The 21975-nt window shown below is 62.2% G+C and carries 25 protein-coding genes and 3 tRNA genes; 12 read left to right on the plus strand and 16 right to left on the minus strand.

All coding sequences use genetic code 11. From position 1 onward, the window contains the following. Positions 1-2 precede the first annotated feature (2 nt). The 6 genes from ACR0DA_RS02155 (at position 3) to ACR0DA_RS02180 (ending at position 6938) form a co-directional block, all read left to right on the plus strand. On the plus strand, positions 3-1055 hold the full coding sequence (locus ACR0DA_RS02155) for a quaternary amine ABC transporter ATP-binding protein (RefSeq protein WP_093964806.1): 1053 nt from the start codon (positions 3-5) through the stop codon (positions 1053-1055). Further along, on the plus strand, positions 1052-3118 hold the full coding sequence (locus ACR0DA_RS02160) for an ABC transporter permease (RefSeq protein WP_480752798.1): 2067 nt from the start codon (positions 1052-1054) through the stop codon (positions 3116-3118). Before ACR0DA_RS02155 ends, ACR0DA_RS02160 begins: the two co-directional genes overlap by 4 nt. Positions 3119-3223: 105 nt before the next feature. Then, positions 3224-3889 (plus strand): NnrU family protein, encoded by a 666-nt coding sequence (locus ACR0DA_RS02165; RefSeq protein WP_480752800.1) that lies wholly within the window; start codon positions 3224-3226, stop codon positions 3887-3889. Between the two features lie 71 nt (positions 3890-3960). Further along, the gene (locus tag ACR0DA_RS02170) at positions 3961-4482 is read left to right on the plus strand and encodes a DUF2478 domain-containing protein (RefSeq protein WP_480753898.1); all 522 of its coding nucleotides are present in this window, start codon (positions 3961-3963) and stop codon (positions 4480-4482) included. Positions 4483-4572: 90 nt separating this feature from the next. Beyond that, positions 4573-5820: a D-arabinono-1,4-lactone oxidase gene (locus ACR0DA_RS02175; RefSeq protein WP_480752802.1), complete on the plus strand. Its 1248-nt coding sequence runs from the start codon at positions 4573-4575 to the stop codon at positions 5818-5820. Further along, positions 5817-6938, plus strand: coding sequence for an alanine racemase (locus tag ACR0DA_RS02180; protein ID WP_480752803.1), 1122 nt, complete (start codon positions 5817-5819; stop codon positions 6936-6938). The genes ACR0DA_RS02175 and ACR0DA_RS02180 overlap by 4 nt, the downstream gene beginning before the upstream one ends. Positions 6939-6944: 6 nt before the next feature. Here the strand turns inward: ACR0DA_RS02180 and ACR0DA_RS02185 are convergent, their stop codons facing one another. The 6 genes from ACR0DA_RS02185 to ACR0DA_RS02210 form a co-directional block, all read right to left on the minus strand. Beyond that, positions 6945-7700 (minus strand): ABC transporter ATP-binding protein, encoded by a 756-nt coding sequence (locus tag ACR0DA_RS02185; protein ID WP_093964811.1) that lies wholly within the window; start codon positions 7698-7700, stop codon positions 6945-6947. A 9-nt stretch (positions 7701-7709) separates the two neighbouring features. After that, entirely contained in the window at positions 7710-8465 is a 756-nt protein-coding gene (locus tag ACR0DA_RS02190) for an ABC transporter ATP-binding protein (protein ID WP_093964812.1), read from the minus strand. 12 nt (positions 8466-8477) lie between these two features. Beyond that, positions 8478-9683, minus strand: a complete 1206-nt coding sequence (locus ACR0DA_RS02195; RefSeq protein ID WP_093964813.1) for a branched-chain amino acid ABC transporter permease — start codon at positions 9681-9683, stop codon at positions 8478-8480. 3 nt (positions 9684-9686) lie between these two features. After that, positions 9687-10718, minus strand: coding sequence for a branched-chain amino acid ABC transporter permease (locus ACR0DA_RS02200; protein ID WP_170340251.1), 1032 nt, complete (start codon positions 10716-10718; stop codon positions 9687-9689). Between the two features lie 104 nt (positions 10719-10822). After that, positions 10823-12169 (minus strand): substrate-binding protein, encoded by a 1347-nt coding sequence (locus tag ACR0DA_RS02205; protein WP_093964815.1) that lies wholly within the window; start codon positions 12167-12169, stop codon positions 10823-10825. A gap of 430 nt (positions 12170-12599) precedes the next feature. Continuing rightward, positions 12600-12683: transfer RNA gene (locus ACR0DA_RS02210), tRNA-Tyr, on the minus strand. Between the two features lie 116 nt (positions 12684-12799). Here ACR0DA_RS02210 and rlmB point away from each other — a divergent pair. The 3 genes from rlmB (at position 12800) to ACR0DA_RS02225 (ending at position 15090) form a co-directional block, all read left to right on the plus strand. Further along, entirely contained in the window at positions 12800-13573 is a 774-nt protein-coding gene (gene rlmB / locus ACR0DA_RS02215) for a 23S rRNA (guanosine(2251)-2'-O)-methyltransferase RlmB (protein WP_480752804.1), read from the plus strand. A gap of 392 nt (positions 13574-13965) precedes the next feature. Next, a complete protein-coding gene (locus tag ACR0DA_RS02220) occupies positions 13966-14418 on the plus strand; it encodes a YHS domain-containing (seleno)protein (RefSeq protein ID WP_170365708.1) in 453 nt (150 codons plus the stop codon). 201 nt (positions 14419-14619) lie between these two features. Beyond that, positions 14620-15090, plus strand: a complete 471-nt coding sequence (locus tag ACR0DA_RS02225; protein WP_170390994.1) for a CoA-binding protein — start codon at positions 14620-14622, stop codon at positions 15088-15090. Between the two features lie 4 nt (positions 15091-15094). Here the strand turns inward: ACR0DA_RS02225 and ACR0DA_RS02230 are convergent, their stop codons facing one another. From ACR0DA_RS02230 to hisF, 3 genes are all read right to left on the minus strand, one after another. After that, on the minus strand, positions 15095-15670 hold the full coding sequence (locus ACR0DA_RS02230) for a hypothetical protein (RefSeq protein WP_480752805.1): 576 nt from the start codon (positions 15668-15670) through the stop codon (positions 15095-15097). 85 nt (positions 15671-15755) lie between these two features. Next, positions 15756-16073 (minus strand): phosphoribosyl-ATP diphosphatase, encoded by a 318-nt coding sequence (locus ACR0DA_RS02235; protein WP_170357264.1) that lies wholly within the window; start codon positions 16071-16073, stop codon positions 15756-15758. Further along, the gene (gene hisF / locus ACR0DA_RS02240) at positions 16070-16831 is read right to left on the minus strand and encodes an imidazole glycerol phosphate synthase subunit HisF (RefSeq protein ID WP_480752806.1); all 762 of its coding nucleotides are present in this window, start codon (positions 16829-16831) and stop codon (positions 16070-16072) included. The genes ACR0DA_RS02235 and hisF overlap by 4 nt, the downstream gene beginning before the upstream one ends. A gap of 117 nt (positions 16832-16948) precedes the next feature. Here hisF and ACR0DA_RS02245 point away from each other — a divergent pair, with 117 nt between their 5' ends. Further along, the gene (locus ACR0DA_RS02245) at positions 16949-17395 is read left to right on the plus strand and encodes a DUF302 domain-containing protein (RefSeq protein WP_480752807.1); all 447 of its coding nucleotides are present in this window, start codon (positions 16949-16951) and stop codon (positions 17393-17395) included. Positions 17396-17401: 6 nt separating this feature from the next. On the opposite strand, the gene ACR0DA_RS02250 is transcribed toward ACR0DA_RS02245, so the two are convergent. Next, the gene (locus ACR0DA_RS02250; RefSeq protein WP_480752808.1) at positions 17402-17884 is read right to left on the minus strand and encodes a DUF2867 domain-containing protein; all 483 of its coding nucleotides are present in this window, start codon (positions 17882-17884) and stop codon (positions 17402-17404) included. 4 nt (positions 17885-17888) lie between these two features. Continuing rightward, positions 17889-18611, minus strand: coding sequence for a 1-(5-phosphoribosyl)-5-[(5-phosphoribosylamino)methylideneamino]imidazole-4-carboxamide isomerase (gene hisA / locus ACR0DA_RS02255; protein WP_170369425.1), 723 nt, complete (start codon positions 18609-18611; stop codon positions 17889-17891). Between the two features lie 135 nt (positions 18612-18746). On the opposite strand from hisA, the gene ACR0DA_RS02260 reads away from it, so the two are divergent. Continuing rightward, entirely contained in the window at positions 18747-19154 is a 408-nt protein-coding gene (locus tag ACR0DA_RS02260) for a DUF2147 domain-containing protein (protein ID WP_480752809.1), read from the plus strand. A 4-nt stretch (positions 19155-19158) separates the two neighbouring features. Here ACR0DA_RS02260 and hisH read toward each other — a convergent pair whose 3' ends face one another. Both hisH and hisB read right to left on the minus strand, forming a co-directional pair. Then, a complete protein-coding gene (gene hisH, locus ACR0DA_RS02265; protein ID WP_170369421.1) occupies positions 19159-19797 on the minus strand; it encodes an imidazole glycerol phosphate synthase subunit HisH in 639 nt (212 codons plus the stop codon). Next, complete coding sequence (gene hisB, locus ACR0DA_RS02270; protein ID WP_170357270.1) at positions 19798-20385, minus strand: imidazoleglycerol-phosphate dehydratase HisB; 588 nt, start codon at positions 20383-20385, stop codon at positions 19798-19800. Between the two features lie 153 nt (positions 20386-20538). Between hisB and ACR0DA_RS02275 the strand changes: the two genes are divergently transcribed. Beyond that, positions 20539-20778, plus strand: a complete 240-nt coding sequence (locus ACR0DA_RS02275; RefSeq protein WP_170357271.1) for an Lrp/AsnC family transcriptional regulator — start codon at positions 20539-20541, stop codon at positions 20776-20778. 3 nt (positions 20779-20781) lie between these two features. Here the strand turns inward: ACR0DA_RS02275 and ACR0DA_RS02280 are convergent, their stop codons facing one another. The 3 genes from ACR0DA_RS02280 to ACR0DA_RS02290 form a co-directional block, all read right to left on the minus strand. Further along, positions 20782-21645, minus strand: coding sequence for a GNAT family N-acetyltransferase (locus ACR0DA_RS02280; RefSeq protein ID WP_170598509.1), 864 nt, complete (start codon positions 21643-21645; stop codon positions 20782-20784). An 88-nt stretch (positions 21646-21733) separates the two neighbouring features. Beyond that, a tRNA-Gly gene (locus ACR0DA_RS02285) sits at positions 21734-21808 on the minus strand. A gap of 34 nt (positions 21809-21842) precedes the next feature. Next, positions 21843-21917, minus strand: a tRNA-Gly gene (locus ACR0DA_RS02290). Positions 21918-21975: the final 58 nt, after the last annotated feature.

Genomic DNA, 21975 nt, shown 5'->3' on the forward strand with positions numbered 1-21975 from the left:
AAGTGACTGACGCGAATACGCCAGCCATTGCCTGCCAGTCTCTCTGGCAGGTTTTTGGCCAAGGCGCAGAAAAAGCCCTGACCGACGCGTTGTCTCGGTCAGGGAACGACGCCGACAAGGCCGCCGCCGATTTGCGCGAACAGGGGTTCATCCCGGCTGTTCAGGATGCAAATTTCGAAGTCCGCGATGGTGAATTGTTCGTCATCATGGGTCTGTCGGGGTCCGGCAAGTCGACCCTGATCCGTTGCATCTCGCAACTGTTGCCCGGTACGGGTGGCGAGATCCGCATCGACGGCGACAACGTGATGGGTGCCCCGAAGAAGCAGCTGACCGAACTGCGCCGCAAGAAACTGGGCATGGTGTTCCAGCATTTCGGACTGTTCCCGCACATGACGGTGGCCGAGAACGTCGCCTATCCGCTACGCGTGCAGGGTGTGGGCCGCAAAGAACGTCTTGCCCGCGCGCAGGAAGTCATTTCGCTGGTAGGGCTTGAGGGCCGCGAGGACAGCTTTCCCCGGCAACTTTCGGGCGGTCAGCGTCAGCGCGTGGGCATCGCCCGGTCTTTGGCAGTGAACCCCGACATCTGGTTCTTGGACGAGCCGTTTTCGGCCTTGGACCCGTTGATCCGGCGGCAGCTGCAGGACGAATTCCTGCGCATTCAGGCGACGCTGAAGAAATCCATCGTCTTCATCACGCATGATATTCAAGAAGCGCTAAAGCTGGCGGACCGCATCGCAATCATGCGGGACGGCAAGATTGTGCAGATCGGCACGCCGACGGATATCGTTCTGCGCCCCGTTGACGACTATGTGCGCGAGTTCTCAAAGGACGTGGCCAAGGGCCAGCACGCCAAAGTCGCCTCGGTCATGCAAGCGGGCGAGGCCGAGCGCGGTCCCGATGACCCTGGCCTGACAACAAAGATGACATTGGACGCGGCGCTGGCGCGCTGTATGGCATTGTACGAGCCCGTGCCGGTGCATGACGAAACCGGCGCGATCGTCGGCACCGTGCACCCCTCGGATCTGGCCGCAGCCCTGCAGGTGGATGACGCATGACCGTCGTCGCCGATGTTCCAAGACCCACTCGGATTCACCTGACAGCCGGAGCGCAGGCGGCCCTGATCACGCTGATCGTGGGCGCGCTGTGCCTGGCGCTTGAGCCGAACGCGCCCTGGCTTGTCAAATGGCCTGCGTCATGGGAAGTGCCAGCCACGCAATGGGTGGGTGCCTTCCTCGATTGGTTTCTGAACGCGGTCAAACCGGCGGCCCGGCTGTTTTCGGACCTGATGGCTTATCCGATGAACTGGGCCAACTTCGTGTTGGGCAATACGCCGTGGCCGATTCTGATCGGGCTGGTGACGGCACTCGGCTGGTATCTGGGCGGGTTGCCGATGGCGGCGCTGGGCTTTCTGGGCCTCAGCTTCGTGCTGGCCTCGGGTTATTGGGCCGAGAGCATGAACACCTTGGCGCTGGTGGCCGTTTCGGTCCCGGTCGCGCTGATCGTCGGCAGTGCAATTGGCATTCTGGCCAACGAAGTGCCGCGGGTGAAATCGGTGGTTCAGGCGGTGTTGGACATCATGCAGACGGTGCCGACCTTTGCCTATCTAACCCCGCTGTTGCTGCTGTTCGGGTTTGGCCCGGTGGTGGGCCTGATCGCCTCGGCCATCTATGCGGCGCCGCCGATGGCGCGCAACGTGATGCTGGGGCTGGAGCGCGTGGAGCCCGAGATCAAGGAAGCCGCCATCATGTCGGGCGGCACCCGGTTCCAGCAGCTGTTCCAGGTGGAAATCCCGGCGGCGGCGACGCAGATCATGGTTGGTGTGAACCAGTGCCTGATGGCGGCCCTGTCGATGGTGATCATCGCTGCGGTCATCGGCGGGTTCAACGATATCGGCTGGGAGGTCCTGCTGACCATGCGCAAGGCGCAGTTCGGCGAATCTCTACTGGCCGGCATGGTGATCGTTGTCTTTGCCGTGGTGATCGACCGCATGAGCAGCACGCTCGCCGCTGAACGCCAGCGCCATGACAACCACGTCGTCTGGGCGGTTCTTGGCTTTGCGGTTCTGTTCACCTTGGTGTTCTGGGCACGGCTACCCAACCCGTCCGAACTGACGCTGCTGGATCCGGTCGCGCAGGCGGTGGACAGCGGCCTGACAGCCTTTACCCAGAATAACGGACCGTGGCTGGATTCGCTCAAGAACAACTCGATGTTCTATGTGCTGCTGCCGCTGCGGATCGGTCTGGATCAGGCGGTTTTGCCTTTTACCTGGGGGTTCCAGTGGACCCCGGCCATGAGCTACGGCCTGTTCGCCGCCGGTGTGGTGATCGCCTTGCTGATGGCGTGGCGTGGGCACCTGACTGGCGGTCTGGTCACGCTGATCCTGATCGGCATGCTCGAAACCGGCATCGCGAACCTGCCATGGCCGTTCGTCCTGACCGGCGCGGCGGCGCTGGGCTGGGTGGCGGGCGGTTGGCGTCTGGCGGCGCTGTCGGTGGCGCTGCTGAGCACGATCCTGATCTCGGGCCTGTGGGAGAGGGCGCTGCTGTCGCTTTATCTCAGCGGTGCGGCGGTGTTCTTCTGCGCCGTTGTCGGCGGGCTGATCGGCCTCGCCAGCGCGGTCTGGTCGCCGGTCTGGAAGATCGTGCGTCCGATCTGCGACATGCTGCAGACGATCCCCCTGTTCGTGTTCCTGATCCCGGTGCTGATGGTGTTCCAGATCGGCGAGTTCTCGGCCTTTCTGGCGATCTGCGCCTATGCGATCGTGCCGATGATCCGCTACACCCGTCACGGGCTGGTCAACACCCCGGACGAGATGATGGAGGCCGCGATCTCGAGCGGCGCGACCGAGTGGCAGATCATGCGCGACGTGCGTGCGCCCTACGCTGCGCCCACGATCCTGCTGGGGCTGAACCAGACGATCCTCTATGCCTTTGCGATGCTGGTGATCGCAGCGCTGATCGGCACGACCGGTCTGGGCCAGTCGATCTATCTGGCGCTGGGGCAGGCGGATGTGGGGCTGGGCATTTCGGCCGGGGCGGCGATGGCCATCCTGGCGCTGATCGCCGACCGCATGGTTCAGGGATTTGCCGAGGAACGCCGCAAGGCGCTGGGCCTGTAGCTCTGGATCGGGGGCGGCGCAGCTGCCCCCGACCACATTTGATTTCGGACAAGGACCGGGGCCGTTTCCCCCGGTATTCCGGGCGCAAAACAGGCGGAGATGACCATGGCCGGTTGGGGCGCTTTTGTTGCTGCACTTGTGATCTTTCTGCTCAGCCACGCCATTCCGGCGCGTCCGGCAGTGCGCGGGCGGCTGATCGGGCTGATGGGGCGCGGGCCCTATTTCGCAGTCTATTCGGCGATGTCGCTGGCGGTTCTGGCCTGGCTGATCGTGGCCGCGGCCAACGCGCCCTATGTCGAGGTCATCCCGCCGCTGGCGATCCTGCGCTGGGTGCCGCTGCTGGTGATGCCCGTCGTCTGCTGGCTGGCGGTGGCCGGGCTGGCGGCGACCAACCCGTTTTCCTTCGGCGGCCTGGGACGCCGCCCGTTCAACCCCGAGCAGCCCGGCATCCTGCGCACCACCCGCCACCCGATCCTGCTGGCGATGATGCTGTGGGCGCTGGCGCATCTGCTGGCCAATGGCAGCTTGGCGCATGTGGTTCTGTTCGGACTGTTCGCGGGTTTCGCGTGGATGGGCATGGCCCTGATCGACAGGCGCAAGGCGCGCGAAATGGGGGCCGACTGGCCGCACCTGTCGCGCAACACAGCGCGCCTGGCGCTGCGGCTGCCACGCCCCTGGCCGCGGTCTTGGGTCTGGTTGGTGGCGGGGCTGACCTATGCCGCGCTGTTGCACCTGCACGCGCCGGTGATCGGAGTGTCTCCGCTGCCATGATGCGGGCGCTGGAAGGGGCGCCCCATGCGTGCTAATTGAAACGACAGGATGAAACCCAGAAAGGTCTGCCGATGCACCTGGCCTATGTCACCACTACCGATCGCGGCGCGACCGACCGCCTGCTGAGCGCGGTTGCCGAACATCTGCTGGCCAAGGGCGCCCGTCTGGCCGGTGTGGTTCAGACCAACACCGAATGCGCCGACAGCAGCAAATGCGACATGGACCTGCGCGTGCTGCCGCATGGCGAGACCATCCGCATCTCGCAATCGCTGGGCAGCCAGTCGCGCGGGTGCCGGTTGGACCCGGCCGCGTTGGAGCAGGCGGTGGGCTATGTGACGGCGTCTTTGGCCGACCGTCCGCAACTGCTGATCGTCAACAAGTTCGGCAAGCACGAGGCCGATGGCCGCGGGTTCCGCCCCGTCATCGGCGAGGCGCTGGCGCTGGATATCCCGGTGCTGGTCGGGGTCAACGGCCTGAACCGTGACAAGTTCGTGGGTTTCACCGATGGTTCTGCGCAGTCGCTTGAACCCGATCTGGACACCATCGAGGCCTGGTTCGACAGCGTCGCCAACCTGCGGCCTGCGGCCGAATAACTGCTTTCCCGACGTAACGTCCTGAAAACCGGGCTTGTTCCCTGTCGCCCCGGCTGCAATCCTCTGCCCCGGATGGGAGGAGGATCAGCCATGTGGCAGAACTGGGCAGGCAACCAGACAAGCCAAATACGGCCCAAGCGGCCGACCACGACCGAAGACCTTCAACAGCTGATCGCCTCGGCCGAAACCCTGCGTCCGGTCGGGGCAGGGCATTCCTTCACACCGCTGGTTCCAGGGGCGCAACAGATCATTGACCTGACCGCCTTGGACCTGCCCGCCGTAACAAGGGTCGACGACGGGCGGGCCTGGGTCAACGCCAATGCCCGGCTGCGCGATCTGTCACCGGCATTGGCACGGCACGGCACGGCCTTCCGCAACTTGGGTGATATCAACGTGCAGACTCTGGCCGGCGCGGCGGCCACGGCAACCCACGGCACCGGGCGCACCCTGCCGTGCCTGTCTGCCGAGATCACTGCAGCCCGGCTGATCGGCGCTGACGGACAGACCCTGACCACCGACGACATTCCGCGGAACATGGTGCAGGTCTCGCTGGGTCTGCTGGGCATCGTGACCGAGGCACAGATCAACGTCGTGCCGAAATACAACCTGCGCCGCCGGGTGCGTCTGTCAGACCTGCAGGACACACTGGAGCGCATGCACCAGCATTGGGACGAAAACAGGAATTTCGAGTTCTTCTACATCCCCTTCACCGGCAAGACCGTTGAAATCCGGCATGAAATCACCGATGCACCCGAGACCCGCGCGCCGCGCGATTTGGACATGATCGCCGTCAAGGTTCTGAAGCTGGCGCGCAGCGCGGGTGGGCTCAGTCCCGGCCTGCGGCGCGCCCTGCTGCGTCTGCTGACGATGGCCCAATCCGACGAGGATTACGTCGGCGAAAGCTGGCGCGTTCTGTGCAGCGACCGGCATATCCGGTTCAAAGAAATGGAATACCACCTTCCGCCCGAAAACGCCCGTGACGTGCTGTCAGAGCTGATCCGACGGTTGGAGCGTGACCACGCCGACATCTATTTCCCGATCGAGGTGCGGCAGACTGCAGGCGACGACGCCTGCCTGTCACCTTTCCAAGGTGGCCCACGGGTATCAATTGCCATCCACAACGATGCGAAGGAAGGCCATCTGCGCTATTTCGAGGCGATGGAGCCGCTGGTCCTGCAGGCCGGCGGCCGCCCCCATTGGGGCAAGTTGCACAGCCTGACCTATTCCGATCTGTCGCGCCTCTATCCCGATTTCGATGCGTTCTGCACATTGCGTGAACGGCTGGACCCAAAGGGCAAGTTCCTGACACCCGCGCTGGCCCGGATGTTTCGCCCATGACCGCAGAGTATCTTGCACATCTCGCCCAATTGCTGCGCGATCATGGTGTCGACCGGCCGGTTGCCGTCGTCGATCTGGACCGGGTCGAGGCGAATTGCGACGCCGCCCGCGCGGGGCTGGGCCACGGCCTGCAGGCCCGGTTGGTGGCCAAGTCTCTGCCGTGCCTACCTCTGCTGGACCATATCCGCGCCCGGATTCCGGCATCAGGCCTGATGAGCTTTTCCGAACCCATGCTGTCGGCCCTGCTGGCCGCCGAGCCGGACACCGACCACCTGCTGGGCAAACCGCTTCCGGTGACGGCCGCCCAGCGGATTCTTGAGACGCATCCCGACGCCGCCCAAAGGGTGCAGTGGCTGATCGACACGCCACAGCGGCTGGACGCATATCTGTCGCTTGCCGCTGACACGGGCCAAACCCTGCGCCTGTCGCTCGAGATCGACGTGGGCCTGCATCGCGGCGGGTTGACCCCCGATCAGGTCGCAGGCGTCGCGGCACGGATCGCGGATCGCGCCCATGTCACACTGTCGGGCGTGATGGGGTACGAGGTGCATCTGGCCAAACTGCCTGCGCCGCTCCGACGCCGCGCGCGGCGAGCCAGTGCCAAAGCCTTTGGGCAAGCGGTCGCTGCGCTGGGGCAGGGGGCGCAGGGGCTGTGCCTGAACACCGGTGGTAGCCTGACCTTTCAGGACCCGGCCACGCGAACCCCGGCGACCGAGGTCGCCTTTGGGTCGGTTCTGGTGAAACCTTCGGATTTTGACCACGCATCGACGAAGGCATTTTTGCCCGCCCTGTTCCTGGCCACACCGATCCTCAAGGTCATGCCGCGCAACCCGGTGCCTGGGATTGACCTGCCTGGACTGCGCCGGACCAACCTCGCCATTTCCGGCGGACATTACCTGGCCAGCCCCGTCTGGCCCGACGGGTTCGGCTATTCCGGCGTGTTCGGGCGTTCAAGCAATCAAGAGGTCTGGGTGGGTCCCAAAACAACCAGGGCGCAGCCCGGCGATATCGCCTTGCTGCGCCCCAGTCAGAGTGAAGCGGTTTTGAACCAGTTCGGCACGGTTCTGGCACTGCGGCAGGGGCGGGTCGTGGCCGAATGGGCCTGCCTGCCCAACTGACGCGGGTCAGATCGCCAGATATTCCTCGCGCAGCTGGGTGTTTTCCAGCACTTCGTCGGCGGTGCCGTCAAACACGATGCAGCCGGTGTCCAGAATGATTGCCCGGTCGGCCAGTTGCAGCGCGCGCACCGCGTTCTGTTCGACGATGATGGTGGTCATGCCCTGCTGCTTGATGTGGATCAGCGTCTTTTCGATCTCGTCCACGATCACCGGGGCCAGCCCCTCGTAGGGTTCGTCCAGCAGCAACACCTTGATGTCCCGGGCCAGCGCCCGGGCGATCGACAGCATCTGCTGTTCGCCGCCCGAAAGGGTCACGCCCTCCTGCTTGCGTCGTTCGCCCAGACGCGGGAACAGCTCGTAGATCCGTTCCAGCGACCAGCCGATCGGGGGGGCGATCTGGGCCAGCTGCAGGTTCTCCTCGACCGTCAGGCCGGGGATGATCCGCCGATCCTCGGGCACAAGGCCCAACCCGGCCGCGGCGGCCTCGTAGCTGGTCATGTTGTGCAGCGGCTTGTGGTCCAGCCAGATTTCGCCGTGGCGCACCTCGGGCTCGCCCACGCGCGCGATCGAGCGCAGGGTCGAAGTCTTGCCCGCCCCGTTCCGCCCCAGCAGGGCCAGGATCTCGCCTTCGTGGACGTTGAAGCTGACGCCTTGGACGATGTAGCTCTCGCCATAGTACGAATGCATATCCCACACCGACAGGAACGCGGGCGCGGTGCTGGCCATGTTGGCGTTTTTCGAAAAGTCAGGTTTCTCGTTCATAGCTTTTCCTCACGCCGCCTCGCCCAGATAGGCCTCTCGGACCTTGGGGTTTCCGCGGATGTTTTCGGGGGTGTCCTCGACCAGCGGCGTGCCCTGCGCCAGAACGGTGATCCGCTCGGCCAGGCTGAACACCACATGCATGTCGTGCTCGATGATCGCGATGGTGATGTCGCGCTCGTCCTTGATCTGCTTCAGCAGGTCGATGGTGTTGTTGGTGTCGGCCCGTGCCATCCCGGCTGTGGGCTCGTCCAGCAGCAGCAGGCGCGGCTTCTGGCTGAGGCACATGCCGATCTCGAGCCGCCGCTTGTCGCCGCGCGACAGCGAGGCTGAGTGCATGTGCCGCTTGTCGGCCATGTTCATCTCTTCCAGCATGGCCTCGGCCTGTTCGACCACCTCTTTTTCGTTGGCGATGGTTTCGTAGGCGTGCATGCGGAATGCCCCGTCGCGCATCGCGAAGATCGGGATCAGCATGTTTTCCATCACAGTCAATTCGCCAAAGATCTCGGGCGTCTGGAACACCCGACTGATGCCCATCTGGTTGATCTGGTACGGCTCGCGCCCCAGCACCGACTGGTTGTCGAACAAGACCGAACCGGTATCCGGGATCAGCTTGCCCACCAGGCAGTTCAGCAGGGTGGACTTGCCCGCCCCGTTGGGGCCGATGATTGCATGGACCGAGTTTTCCTCGACGCTCAGGTTCACGTCCGTCAGGGCCTTGAGGCCGCCGAAGCGCTTGCTGACATCTTTTACTTTCAGAATTGCCATTGACGCGTTTCCTTATTCTGCCGGCTCGGTTTTGCCTTCGCGGGTGTCATCCCCGCCAACGCTTTTACGGCGGATCCAGTTCAGCAACCGCTGACCGCCCTCGACCAGCCCGCCGGGCAGGTAGATCACCACCAGCATGAACAGGATGCCCAGGGTCAGATGCCAGCCCTTGCCGATGAACGGGTGGATGATGAACACCACCGCGTCCTCAAGCCCATCAGGCAGGAAGGCGAACCAGCTGTGCAACACGTTGTCGTTGATTTTCGAGAAGATGTTCTCGAAATATTTGATGAAACCCGCGCCCAAAACCGGCCCAATCAGGGTGCCGGTGCCGCCCAGAATGGTCATCAGCACGACCTCGCCCGAGGCGGTCCACTGCATCCGTTCTGCGCCGGCCAGCGGGTCCATCGCAGCCATCAGGCCACCGGCCAGGCCGGCATACATGCCCGAGATCACGAAGGCGGCCAGCGTGTAGGGCTTGGAGTTCAGCCCGGTATAATTCATCCGCTGCTGGTTCGACTTCACCGCCCGCAGCATCATGCCGAAGGGCGAGCGGAAGATTCGGATCGCCAGGTAGAACACCACCATCATGATCACCGCACACAGGTAGTAGCCCGCGTTGAAGTCAAAGCTCCACGCGCCCACATCCATCGTGTAGGTCGCGCGCATCGGCAGGCCGAACAGATGCGGAAGATCGGGCGCATTGGCCCCCTGCAGGATCTGCGGGTCGTCGGCATAAACCTGCAGGCCGGTTTCCCCGTTGGTCAGGTTGAACTTGGGGTTCGACAGCACCGAATAAGCCAGCGCAAAGCTCATCTGCGCGAAAGCCAGCGTCAGGATCGAGAAGTAGATCCCCGACCGGCGAAGGCTGACATAGCCGATCAGCACCGAGAACAGCCCGGCGACCACGACGCTCAGCGCGATGGCCGGGATGACGTTGTAGCTGAGAAGTTTGAACATCCAGACTGCCGAGTAAGAGCCCACCCCAAGAAAAGCCGCGTGGCCGAAGGACAGGTATCCGGTCAGGCCGAACAGGATGTTGAACCCGATGGCAAAGATGCCGAAGATCACGAACCGCTGCATCAGGTCCGGATAGCCCGCGTTGAACTGCGCCATGGCGCTGTCAGTGGGGAAGGGGTTCAGGATGAAGGGGGCCAGCAACGTCAGGATTGCGACGACGATCAGCAGGCTTGTGTCTTTTTTGTTCAGTCCCAGCATGGGTTATTCCTCCATCACGCCTTTGCGGCCCATCAGACCCCGCGGACGGGTCAGAAGAACGATGATGGCGACAAGGTAGATGATGATCTGGTTGATGCCCGGGATCGTGGTGGTCGCCCAGGTGGTCGAGGCAAAGCTTTCAAGGATGCCCAGAAGGAACCCGGCCAGAACCGCGCCGGGCAGCGAGCCCATGCCGCCGACCACGACGACCACGAAGCTGAGCACAAGGAAATCCATTCCCATGTGATAGTTGGGCGGGTTCAGCGGCCCGTACATCACGCCAGCGAGGCCAGCCACGGCGGCTGCGATGCCGAACATGATGGTGAACCGTCGGTCGATGTTGATGCCCAGAAGGCCCACGGTTTCCCGGTCGGCCATTCCGGCGCGCACGACCATGCCGAAGGTGGTGAACTGCAGGAACGAGAACACGCCCCCGATGATCACGACCGCGAACAGGAAATAGACCAGACGCCAGATCGGATAGATGATCGCGTTGGGATCGAACCCCAGCGCAACGCCAAGATCGACGGACCCGCTCAGTGCCGCAGGCGGCGGGGTCTGGATCGGGTTGGCGCCGAAGAAATACTTGATGATCTCTTGCAGAACGATGGCCAGGCCGAAGGTCACAAGGATCTGATCTGCATGGGGACGCTTGTAGAAATGCTTGATCAGGCCGCGTTCCATAACGTAGCCGACCATCAGCATGATCGGGATGGCGAACAGGATGGCCAGCGGCACGGACCAGTCGATGATGGTCGCGCCCAGCTCGGGGCCGAACCAGCTTTCGACATAGGGGGTCTTCACCTTCAGCGGGTTGCCCAGAAAGTCGGTCTGGGTCTCGTCGACCACCTCGTAGCTGAGGTTGAAGATCTTCTGAAGCGTGACGGCACAGAAGGCGCCGATCATGAACAGGGCCCCGTGGGCGAAGTTCACCACGCCGAGCGTGCCGAAGATCAGCGTCAGCCCCAGCGCAATCAGCGCATAGGCCGAGCCCTTGTCCAGCCCGTTCAGAATTTGCAGTAGGATTGCGTCCATTGTCCTTACCTTTGACTGGTCCCGGCAGCTCTCCCCGGTCGTCTGACCGGAGAGAGCCGTTTTGAGGACTCAGGGGTTTTCTTGCGAAAAACCGAGTGTCGGGGTTACGCGCCCGGGTTGCACTTGCCCAGTTCGCCGCCGGCGAACATCGGGTGATCCGGATCGTACTCGACCTGCGCCCGCGGAGTGATCTCGACGATCTCCAGCGTGTCATAGGCGTTGGTCGGGTTTTCGTTGCCGCGCACGACCAGCACATCCTTGAAGCACTGGTGGTCGGCACCGCGATACCAGGTCGGGCCGTTGCCCAGACCGTCGAACTCGAAGTCCTCGAGAGCTTCGACCACGCCGCACGGGTTGAAGGTGCCTGCGCGCTCGCAGGCATCCGCGTACAGCAGTACCTGGGCATAGCAAGTCTGAGCCGAGTTCGACGGCGGCTTGCCGTACTTCTCGCCGAAGGACTTCACGAAGGCCTTGGTGCCCTCATCCTGCAGCTGCCAGTTCCAGTTCATCGAACCCAGAACGCCCTTGATGTTCTCGCCAGCGCCGGCGGCCATCAGTTCCGAGTACAGCGGAACGACGATCTTGAAGTCCTTGCCGTTTACGACCTTGTCCAGCAGGCCGAACTGGATCGCGTTTGTCAGCGAGTTGACCATGTTGCCGCCGTAGTGGTTCAGAACCAGCACGTCCGCGCCCGAGTTCAGAACCGGCGCGATGTAGGACGAGAAGTCGGTCGAGGCCAGCGGGGTCTTGACAGTGTTGACCGTCTCCCAGCCCATCGCTTCGGTCGAAGCCACGATCGACTCTTCCTGGGTCCAACCCCAGTTGTAGTCGGCGGTCAGGTGATAGGCGCGGCGTTCGGTGCCCATTTCCTTGGCCAGCACCGGCGCCAGAGCGGCACCCGACATGTAGGCGTTGAAGAAGTGACGGAAGCCGTTCGCCTTCTTGTCCTTGCCGGTGGTGTCGTTGGCGTGGGTCAGGCCGGCCATGAAGATCACGCCCGCCTCCTGGCAGAGGCCCTGAACCGCAACGGCCACGCCCGAGGACGAGCCGCCGTTGATCATGATCGCGCCGTCTTTTTCGATCATCGACTTGGCCGATGCACGGGCAGCGTCGGACTTGGTCTGCGTGTCGCCGGTGACGAACTCGACCTTCTTGCCAAGGATGCCGTTCCCTTTCAGCGCCTTCGACGTGAAGGTGTTCAGGCAGCCGCCGTCGCCTTCACCATTCAGATGCTCGACCGCCAGCTGCTGCGCCAGCAGTTCGTCATTGCCTTCTTCGGCATAGGGGCCGGTCTGCGGCACGTTGAAGCCCAGCGTGACTGATCCGCCAGTGGGTTCGTTGGTATAAGCCGCGGCCGACGAGGCCGTGAAGATCGTCGGCAATGCCAGACCGGCGCTTGTGACGGCACCAGACTTCAGCACGCCGCGACGCGTGACAGATTTGTTTGACATGAATTCCTCCCAATTAGCAGGCTACGCCCTCGGGCTCCTCTTCCGTCGGGTAAAACGCAACCTGCGCAGGGCAAGTATGAGGGGCAGAATGAAAATTCCCCAACAAGTCCCTAGAAATGAAATATTATTTTGTAAATTCTTGAACTCTTTGATTTATGAATTTGTAAATTTTTGGAATTGGAAGATGCTAAGCTGCTCATTGGAAAGGATGAGTCAGAAAATCCCGTTTCGATACAAGCATCGGGTGTCAGGACGCAACCGCCAGTCCCACGCCGTCCGATGTCCGGCCGTTGATGCTCGGGGCATCGCATGATCACCGGGCACTCAACCTTTGCCTGAATTTCCTCGCAGAATCGAGGGCAAACGCAAGGGACCACCTGGACAAATCCGGTGTGCAATATCCATCTGTGTTCTGATTTGCGGAAGAAAATGGTGGGCGACCCTGGAATCGAACCAGGCGTGCGTCTCCGCGAGGGAGTTACAGTCCCCTGCCACACCTTGCGGCCTGTCGCCCACTGTCAGGCGTTGCACCTGACGTGGAGGCGTGATTACTAGCGCTCAAAAGGAGCGTCAACAGGAAATTTCCGCTTTGGCGCAGGAAACATTGTTCCCGGCCCGGAGGCCAGTAAAATGAAGAAACCGAAGTGGGTGATCGAGAAAGAGCAGGCGCGCAATGCGGCGGCTTCCGAAACCGTTTGGTTGTTCGGATTGCACGCCGTGCGTGATGCGTTGATGAACCCCAAACGGCAGAAACTGCGCCTGATCGTGACCCGCAACGCGCAGGACAAGCTGGCGGATGCGATCGCGGAATCGGGCATGCAGGCTGAGCTCGTCGATCCGCGAAAATTCAACGCGCCAATCGACTCGGGCTCGGTGCACCAAGGCGCGGCGCTTGAAGTCAAGCCGCTGGAATGGGGCTGTCTGGCCGAGAATTGCATCGGGCGCGAAAACCCTCGGGTGCTGCTGTTGGACCGCGTGACCGATCCGCACAATGTGGGCGCGATTCTGCGCTCGGCCGAGGTTCTTGGCGCCAGCGCGGTCATCGGCACGCGCCACCACTCGGCGCCGGAAACCGGTGCGCTGGCCAAGACCGCCAGCGGTGCGTTGGAACGCCAGCCCTATCTGCGGGTGCGTAACCTGGCTGATGCGATCGTCGAGTTGCAGAATATGGGGTTCCTGGTTCTGGGCTTGGATGGTGAGGCCGAACAGACCATCGAGGCCGCTTTGGAGGGCAAGCGCGATCGGCCGGTTGCGCTGGTTCTGGGCGCCGAGGGGCCGGGGTTGCGGCAAAAGACCAAGGAAACGGTGGATATGCTTGTCAAAATTGACGCAGCGGGCGGTTTCGGATCGCTGAACGTCTCAAATGCCGGGGCGATTGCCCTATATGCTTCTCAGCCGCATTGAGAGGAGAGACCCATTCCCGCCCCATCCAAGATTGCTACGTGCTGCTACTGCGGAACCCGCGCGGCGCTGGTCCTCAAGGGGCGCCAGCGGCACGAACTCAGCTGTTCCAGTTGCGGTGCCCCACTGCATAACCTGAAGATGATCCCTGTAAAAAAGGCTTCGGATCCACAGCCGCGACACAGCATTCCAATGCAAAAGCCCAAAAAGAAGAGCTACAAGAAAAGGAAAAAAGGCCTTTTCTCGCGCGTTCTGGACGAAGCTTGGGATGTGATCGAGGACGTGTTCGACTGAGCCCTTTCCGACACGACCCTTCACAACTGCGTCAAATGGGTTTCGCGGCGCGTCAAAAGTTGCATCTTATAGCGTCTGTAAAACACAACCCGTGAAATCTGATGCTATCCCGACGATCCGTACTTGCCGGTCTTACCTTTTCAATCGCTTGTCCGCTGACATTGCGGGCGCAGACCGCCCCGGTATTCTATTCCGCAAAAGGTGCGGCCATTACCGGTTATGACGCGGTCAGCTATTTTCGAGATGGCGGCCCGGTTCAAGGGCGACCCGACATTGCGGTGATGTGGAAGGGCGCTACCTGGCGGTTTGCCTCGCAGGAGAACCGAGAGGCGTTCGAACTTAATCCGCGTGCCTACGCGCCGAGGTTCGGCGGATATTGCGCCTATGCCATGGCCTATGGCGAGCTGACCAGCACGGACCCGATGGCGTGGAAGATCGTAGGCGGCAGGCTGTATCTGACGCATTCCCTCGAGATCGAAAAGATGTGGCTGACGGACACGACCGGCTTCATCCAGAAGGCCGAGAAAAACTGGCCGGCGATCCTGTACGGTTGACAGGCAGATTCCCGCTTATCCACTCGTGTCATCACAAAAATGCGCGCGACCTCTTTTTTTTCCGAAACTCATGCCTAAATGTCACAGTGACCGCGGAACGGAACTGCCGCGGGTCATTTCACTGTCCCTCGTTCCAACAACTGGCGCCCAAGGTATCCTTGGGCGCTTTTTTCCTTTCAAAGTCACGGCTAGGCTGCAGCCATGACTGAGTATTCCGATGACTTCCTCAGATCCGTCCTGAAACGCACCAAGGTGGTTGCGGTCGTTGGCGTGTCGATGAACCCGGTGCGGCCCAGCTATTACGTTGCGCGCTACTTGTCGCTCAAGGGGTACAGGGTGATTCCGGTCAATCCTGGCCATGCCGGAGCCGATCTTTTTGGTGAAACTGTTCGGGCCTCGTTGTCCGAAATCAGTGAACCCGTTGACATGGTAGATATTTTTCGCAGGTCCGAAGCCGTTCCTCCGATCGTGGATGAAGCGCTGGCTGCATTTCCCGACCTGCGCACGATCTGGATGCAGATCGGTGTTGAAAACGCCGAGGCCGCCGCGGTGGCGCAGGCGCGCGGTGTCGATGTCGTCATGAATCGCTGCCCCAAGATCGAATATCAGCGCCTGTTCGGCGAGCTGCGCATGGGCGGGTTCGCCACCGGCATCATCTCATCAAAACTCTGACTGCTCAGTTCACCGCAACGGCGTTGATTTCCGCAAGCTGCTCTTGCCGCCGTTTCTCCAGCACGATGTCGCGCGGGACCCATTCATAGCGCGTGTCCTCGCGCAATGGACTCCAAAACAGGACCCCTCCATAGCGCCATGGGTCCAGAACGACACCGTCGTACATCGAATCACCGCGTCGGCTGATTATTGCCGTGCTGTGATCGATTCGGAACGGGTTGTCGGCGTTGGCGATCGCGCGGTGCAGGGTCAGCGTGCGAAAGTTCTCCTGCTTCAAGCGCCGTTCGATGTCTTCGGCCCAGTGCCAGCACAGCCCGCGCGGGCGCAGCCCTTTGTTGACCTTGGCGTTATGGATCAGAGGGGGGTCTGTGATCTGGTATTCCTGCGCCAGCTGCGCGGTATAGGCATAGGTGACGCGGGCCGCGCGCTGGGCCTCTTCCGGGTCGACCTCGGGCCCCAGCGCCTGGATCTGGGCTGCAAGCCGCGCGACGTCGTCGCTGCGAGCGGGCGGCGCGGATGAGCATGCGCCAAGCCCCAGAATGGCCAGCGTCGTCAGTGCCCAGATCATGGGTTTGAACATGCCTGTGTCCCTCGTCGCCCCTGCGCCCGGCAGGCGCTTCGATCAATCAGTATAGGGCGCGGACGCTATTGGTGAAAGCCGGGTCTCAGCCCCGGTCGCGTGCGGCCTTTTCGGCGATGCCGCTGGTGCCCTGCCGCCTGGCAAGCTCGGCCAGAACGTCTTCCAGCGCCACGTCGCGCGCGGCCAGCATGACCAGCAGGTGATACAGCACATCGGCGGCCTCGGATGTCAGCCGGTCGCGGTCACCCTTGACGGCTTCGATGATCGCCTCCACGGCCTCTTCGCCGAACTTCTCGGCGCATTTCTCGGGGCCTTTGGACAGCAGCTTGGCGGTCCAGCTTGATTCGGGGTCCGCGCCCTTGCGGGATGCGATCGTGGCGGCCAGCTCGTTCAGTATGCTCATGTCAGCCTCATGGGGATACCCGCGGATGCCATGTGCTCTTTGGCCTCGCGGATCGTGTATTCGCCGAAGTGAAAGATCGAGGCCGCAAGCACCGCGCTGGCTCCGCCTTCGGTCACGCCTTCGACCAAATGATCCAGATTGCCCACGCCGCCCGAGGCGATCACCGGCACGTCGACCGCATCCGAGATGGCGCGCGTCAGCGGAATGTTGAACCCCGCCTTGGTGCCGTCGCGGTCCATCGAAGTCAGCAGAATCTCACCCGCCCCCTTGGCGACGACGGTCTTGGCGAACTCTACCGCGTCGATGCCGGTGGGTTTGCGTCCGCCGTGGGTGAAGATCTCCCATTTGCCGGGGCTGACGGTTTTGGCGTCGATGGCGCAGACGATGCACTGGCTGCCGAACTGGTCGGCAGCCTCGGCGATCACGTCGGGGTCGGCCACGGCGGCCGAGTTGAAGCTGACCTTGTCGGCCCCCGCCAGCAACAGCGCGCGCACGTCTTCCTTGGTGCGCACGCCGCCACCCACCGTCAGCGGTACGAAGCACTGCTCGGCCGTGCGCTGAACCACGTCGAACATGGTGCCGCGGTTTTCGTGGGTGGCGTGGATGTCGAGAAAGCAGATCTCGTCAGCGCCGGCGGCGTCATAGGCCTTGGCCGATTCCACCGGATCGCCCGCGTCGCGCAGGCCCACGAAATTCACGCCCTTGACCACGCGGCCATCGGCGACATCCAGACAGGGAATGATGCGGGTTTTCAGCATGGTTTGTCCTTTGTTGCCGCACCTCTACCGGCAAAGCCCCGCCGATGCCAGAGTTGTGATTGTCCTGCGCCCGGAACCTCGTGAAACTGAAGCGGATTTCAGCAGGAGGTGAAAACCATGCGCAACTTGTTTCTTACAACCGCTTTCATTCTGTCCGGTGCGACGTGGGCGATGGCCGACGACATCATCAAGGTTCCCACCGACAAATCCGTGACCGAGGCCATCGACGCGCTGCAGGCCGCCGTCGAAAATGCAGGCGCGACCGTATTTGCCCGCGTTGACCACGCGGCCGGTGCGCACAAGGTCGACATGACGATACCGCCCAATCAGGTTTTGATCTTCGGAAACCCGGCTCTGGGAACGCCCGCCATGCAGATCGACCCGCGTGCGGGATTGTTCCTTCCGCTCAAGGTGCAAGCCTATGAGGATGCCGACGGCCAGGTCTGGTTGGCCTACGAGGATCCCAAGGAAACCATGGACGAGCTTGATGCGGTGGAAAATTCCCCGGTGATCGACAAGATGCGCGGTGCGTTGAGCAAGCTGACGAGTGCCGCAGCCAACTGATCGGCGTCATACCTGAGAGGCGCGCGCGATCCGTTTCATGCAATTGCGTACGATCAGAATGTGAAAGGGCATGATCACCGTCAGATAGATCCGTCCCAAACGATTGTGAGTCCGCACCCAGGTTGCCATGACTATGCGGTCTTTGTCGCGATGCACGGCGATGCGGAAATCCAGATGGCGGTCATCGATTCCCACGATGACCTCTGTCTTATCCCTGTAGGTCAACGGAAAAATCGCGCCGGTGCCTGCGTCGGGCGAGCCATTGTCGTTGTTCAAGTGCTTGCCGCCTTTCAAACCGAATGGGGCAACGATTGCGTTCCGGATCCCCATCAGGATCTTCACCCACCCCGGCATGGTCAGACCGATTTTCATTGCGTCAAACGGTGCAAGGTCGCTTTGGACCGAGTACCCATCAACGAAATCACCCGGAGTGTACAACGACCACAATTCAGACTGCTCGGGCAGAACCTGTTTGCGGACCCCTTGCAATAGACTAACACTTCAACGCCGCGAGGGCGTCGCGCAGATCCAGCGCGCCGTCGTAGAGTGCGCGGCCTGAAATCGCGCCGTTCAGGTTTGCGCCGCAGTCGCGCAGGGCTATCAGGTCGTCCAGCGAGCTGACCCCGCCGCTGGCGATCACCGGGATCGAGACTGCCCGGGCCAAATCGGCCGTAGCCTCAACATTGGGGCCTTGCATCGCGCCGTCGCGGTTGATGTCGGTGTAGATGATCGCCGCCACGCCCGCGTCTTCGAAGCTGCGCGCCAGGTCGGTCACCATCACGTCGGTTTCCTCGGCCCAGCCCTTGGTGGCGACGCGCCCATTGCGCGCGTCGATCCCGACGGCGACCTGGCCGGGAAAGGCCTTGGCCGCCTGACGGACCAGATCGGGGTTTTCCACCGCAACCGTACCCAGAATCACTCGGGCCAGCCCTTTGTCCAGCCAGGTCTCGATGGTGGCCATGTCGCGGATGCCGCCGCCCAGCTGGGCCGGCACGTTGCAGGATTTCAGGATCGCCTCGACCGGGGCGGCGTTCACGGGTTCCCCGGCGAAAGCGCCGTTCAGGTCCACCAGATGCAGCCATTCGCAGCCGGCCTCGACAAAGGCGCGGGCCTGGGCCGCGGGGTCTTCGTTGAAGACCGTGGCCTTGTCCATCTCGCCGCGCAGAAGGCGTACGGCCTGGCCGTCTTTCAGGTCGATTGCGGGATAGAGGATCATGTCGGGCGGCCTTTTCGTGACTGGTACTGGCGCGGGATATGGCACAGGCGGGGCAGGGGATGCAACGCGACGCAAAGTCAATCTTGCCCGAACGGGTGCCGGCGGTCAGACTGCCTGCAAAACAGGGAGGATACCATGAACAAACTTGCTCTGGCCGCTGCGGCTGCACTTGTCACCTTGGCCACCGGCGCGCGCGCGGATGACCCGGTCAACGGGCTTTGGAAAACCCAGCCGGGGGATACCGGCGGATATCTGCACGTCTCGATCGGGCCCTGCGGTAGCGCCGTTTGCGGCACCATCGACAGCGCCTTCGACAAGGACGGAAACCAGCAGCTGAACTACGAGAACCTGGGCAAGAACATCATCTGGGACATGGTATCGGATGGCGGCGGCAGCTATAGCGGCGGCAAGATCTGGGCGCCGGACCGGGACAAAACCTACAATTCCAAGATGTCGCTGGACGGTCAGAACAAGCTGACGGTCAAGGGTTGCGTCGCGGGCGGCCTGATCTGTCGCGGTCAGACCTGGACCCGCGTGCAGTAACCGGTCAGGGGGCCCAGGTCAGGAAGTTCCCGATCATCCGCAGGCCCACATCCTGGCTTTTTTCAGGGTGAAACTGCATCCCGATCATCGTGTCGCGGCCGATCACGGCCGTGACCGGCCCTCCATAGTCCACATGGGCCAGGCGTTGCGCCGGATTGGCGACGCGAAAATGGTAGGAGTGGACGAAATAGACGTGATCGCCTGAGGCGACGCCGTTGAACACCGGGTGCTCGCTCTCGATCACCAGATCGTTCCACCCCATATGCGGAACCTTCAGCGCCCGGTCTTCGGGCTCGATCCGCACCACGTCCCCGGTCACCCAATTCAGGCCCGGCGTGTCGGTATATTCGCGGCCCGTGGTCGCCATCAGCTGCATGCCGACGCAGATGCCCAGAAACGGACGGCCCTTCTGCTCGACCGCTTCGACCATCGCATCGTGGATGCCCCTGTGCCCGCGCAGCTCGGCCGCGCAGGCGGGAAAGGCGCCGTCGCCGGGCAGCACCAGCCGGTCGGCGCGCGCGACGACATCGGCATCCGAGGTCACGACGACCTCACCCGCGTCCAGCTCGCGCGCCATGCGTTGAAACGCCTTTTCCGCCGAGTGCAGGTTGCCGCTTTCGTAGTCGATGATCGCGGTCAGCATCTATAGCGCGCCCTTGGTGGACGGAATCGCATCCCCCTTGCGCGGGTCGGTCTCGACCGCATGACGCAGGGCGCGGGCGACGGCCTTGAACGCCGCTTCGGCGATGTGGTGGCTGTTGAAGCCGTGCAACTGGTCGATATGAAGGGTGATGCCGCCATGGGTGGCCAGCGCCTGAAAGAACTCGCGCACCAACTCGGTGTCGAAACTGCCGATCTTGGGCGTCGGCAGGTCCACGTTCCACACCAGAAACGGTCGGCCCGACAGGTCCAGCGCGCAGCGCACCTGCGCATCGTCCATCGGCAGATGGCACTCGCCATACCGCCGGATGCCTTTCTTGTCCCCCAGCGCCTGCGTCAGCGCCTGACCCAACGCGATGCCGGTGTCCTCGACCGTGTGGTGGTCGTCGATGTGATAATCGCCTTTGGCCCGGATCGTCATGTCGATCAGCGAATGCCGCGCCAGCTGGTCCAGCATGTGATCGAAGAACCCCACACCGGTCTGGTTGTCATAGGTGCCGGTGCCGTCGAGGTTGACCTCGACCGTAATCGCGGTCTCGGCGGTCTTGCGGCTGATCGAAGCTGTGCGCATTGGCGAAATCCTCTTGCTACAGGGGCGCTTATAGACGGGGACGGGCGGCCTTATCCAGCCCGATCATTGCAATCGCAGCAAACTGTTGCAGGGGATTGCGCCCGGGCGCGGGGCGTGCCAGCCTGCGCCAAACGGAAGCAACAAGGCCACGAAATGTCCACCTGCGTTTTCATCCAGATCCGCTGCAAGCCCGGCACCACCTACAAGGTGGCCGAAGAGATCGCTCTGCGCGAAATCCACTCGGAACTCTACTCCACCAGTGGTGAATATGACCTGCTGCTCAAGCTTTACATCCCCGAAACCGAGGATGTTGGCCATTTCATAAATGAACACCTTCTGGTCATTCCGAACATCGAACGGTCGTTGACAACAATGACCTTCAGGGCGTTCTAAGGCTCAGCCAAGTTCGAACGTCGTCACGCCGAACACGCGGTTCAGGTCGATATCCGGCTCGTGGTCGGAATACATGCGAGCGGTTTCAAAGACTTTTTCCAGGCCCAAAGCGTCAGCCAGTGCAAAGGCCGCCGCGTTGGGCTGTGGCATGTCGACATAGACCTCAGAACTGTGGTGATCAGCGGGAACTTCGGCCAGGACCGCAGCCAGAAGCGCCTGCGCGATGTCCGGATCGTCGGCGAACAGCGGCCCTACCTTGTAGCCATTCAGGCAGGAGCGCAGAGTTGCATACCCGGCGATGCGACCTTTCTGGATACAAACACGCGAGATGTGGCCCGGTGCGCTCAGCCACTCCGTCAGAAAGGCATCCCGATGCGCGGGGAACAGGGCACGGTCATAGATGCGAAGGTCTTCGGACAGGCCACCGAGGGGCGCAACCTCGATACTGGTCTTGGGTAGGCTGGAGAGGATGCCTGACACTGTGCCGGAGAACCGATAATTGTTGTAGGCGAAGACAAAGCCCGACTTGCGGTAGTTGTCCTGTTGTTCGACCACCCCGTCCAAACCCATGTTTCGCCCCGTACAATGCGCCAGGGCGTGCTGGGCGATTTCCAGACCATGACCGGATCCGCGAAACTCGGGCCGCACGATATAGAAACCCAGAAACGAAAACGCGTCGTCGTAGTTCACGGCTGAAACCGAGGCGATCATCTCGCCATCCAGAAACCCGCCCAGAAATCCGTTGGGGTCGGTCGAGCGGAAACAGATTGCGTCCTCATGACCCGGGTTCCAGCCCTCGCGCCCGGCCCAATCCACTGCGTGGCGCAGTTCTTCGGCGGTCAGCGTGCGAATTTGGTAGTCTGACATCGGGGCATCCATCTGACTGCTGCATGTCAGAACAGAATGGCGCAGGACCGACCGATCCGCCAGTGCTTGTTGTGGGAAGGTGGATATCTGGAGCGGGCGATGAGATTCGAACTCACGACCCTAACCTTGGCAAGGTTATGCTCTACCCCTGAGCTACGCCCGCAATCAGATATCTTGTGCGACCTTTCGGTCCTCGTTGGAGCGGGCGATGAGATTCGAACTCACGACCCTAACCTTGGCAAGGTTATGCTCTACCCCTGAGCTACGCCCGCGCCGTCGAGTGAGGCGTGAACTATAAATTCTGGCGGAAAGCTGCAAGAGGAAAAACGC

The sequence above is a fragment of the Ruegeria sp. CI8 genome, assembly GCF_056536865.1.

Excerpts from the sequence above, each read along its gene's own strand:
- ACR0DA_RS02160 (WP_480752798.1), top strand. The coding sequence starts at position 1,052 with ATGACCGTCGTCGCCGATGTTCCAAGACCCACTCGGATTCACCTGACA.
- ACR0DA_RS02165 (WP_480752800.1), top strand. The coding sequence starts at position 3,224 with ATGGCCGGTTGGGGCGCTTTTGTTGCTGCACTTGTGATCTTTCTGCTC.
- ACR0DA_RS02170 (WP_480753898.1), top strand. The coding sequence starts at position 3,961 with ATGCACCTGGCCTATGTCACCACTACCGATCGCGGCGCGACCGACCGC.
- ACR0DA_RS02175 (WP_480752802.1), top strand. The coding sequence starts at position 4,573 with ATGTGGCAGAACTGGGCAGGCAACCAGACAAGCCAAATACGGCCCAAG.
- ACR0DA_RS02180 (WP_480752803.1), top strand. The coding sequence starts at position 5,817 with ATGACCGCAGAGTATCTTGCACATCTCGCCCAATTGCTGCGCGATCAT.
- ACR0DA_RS02185 (WP_093964811.1), bottom strand. The coding sequence starts at position 7,700 with ATGAACGAGAAACCTGACTTTTCGAAAAACGCCAACATGGCCAGCACC.
- ACR0DA_RS02190 (WP_093964812.1), bottom strand. The coding sequence starts at position 8,465 with ATGGCAATTCTGAAAGTAAAAGATGTCAGCAAGCGCTTCGGCGGCCTC.
- ACR0DA_RS02195 (WP_093964813.1), bottom strand. The coding sequence starts at position 9,683 with ATGCTGGGACTGAACAAAAAAGACACAAGCCTGCTGATCGTCGTCGCA.
- ACR0DA_RS02200 (WP_170340251.1), bottom strand. The coding sequence starts at position 10,718 with ATGGACGCAATCCTACTGCAAATTCTGAACGGGCTGGACAAGGGCTCG.
- ACR0DA_RS02205 (WP_093964815.1), bottom strand. The coding sequence starts at position 12,169 with ATGTCAAACAAATCTGTCACGCGTCGCGGCGTGCTGAAGTCTGGTGCC.
- rlmB (WP_480752804.1), top strand. The coding sequence starts at position 12,800 with ATGAAGAAACCGAAGTGGGTGATCGAGAAAGAGCAGGCGCGCAATGCG.
- ACR0DA_RS02220 (WP_170365708.1), top strand. The coding sequence starts at position 13,966 with ATGCTATCCCGACGATCCGTACTTGCCGGTCTTACCTTTTCAATCGCT.
- ACR0DA_RS02225 (WP_170390994.1), top strand. The coding sequence starts at position 14,620 with ATGACTGAGTATTCCGATGACTTCCTCAGATCCGTCCTGAAACGCACC.
- ACR0DA_RS02230 (WP_480752805.1), bottom strand. The coding sequence starts at position 15,670 with ATGTTCAAACCCATGATCTGGGCACTGACGACGCTGGCCATTCTGGGG.
- ACR0DA_RS02235 (WP_170357264.1), bottom strand. The coding sequence starts at position 16,073 with ATGAGCATACTGAACGAGCTGGCCGCCACGATCGCATCCCGCAAGGGC.
- hisF (WP_480752806.1), bottom strand. The coding sequence starts at position 16,831 with ATGCTGAAAACCCGCATCATTCCCTGTCTGGATGTCGCCGATGGCCGC.
- ACR0DA_RS02245 (WP_480752807.1), top strand. The coding sequence starts at position 16,949 with ATGCGCAACTTGTTTCTTACAACCGCTTTCATTCTGTCCGGTGCGACG.
- hisA (WP_170369425.1), bottom strand. The coding sequence starts at position 18,611 with ATGATCCTCTATCCCGCAATCGACCTGAAAGACGGCCAGGCCGTACGC.
- ACR0DA_RS02260 (WP_480752809.1), top strand. The coding sequence starts at position 18,747 with ATGAACAAACTTGCTCTGGCCGCTGCGGCTGCACTTGTCACCTTGGCC.
- hisH (WP_170369421.1), bottom strand. The coding sequence starts at position 19,797 with ATGCTGACCGCGATCATCGACTACGAAAGCGGCAACCTGCACTCGGCG.
- hisB (WP_170357270.1), bottom strand. The coding sequence starts at position 20,385 with ATGCGCACAGCTTCGATCAGCCGCAAGACCGCCGAGACCGCGATTACG.
- ACR0DA_RS02275 (WP_170357271.1), top strand. The coding sequence starts at position 20,539 with ATGTCCACCTGCGTTTTCATCCAGATCCGCTGCAAGCCCGGCACCACC.
- ACR0DA_RS02280 (WP_170598509.1), bottom strand. The coding sequence starts at position 21,645 with ATGTCAGACTACCAAATTCGCACGCTGACCGCCGAAGAACTGCGCCAC.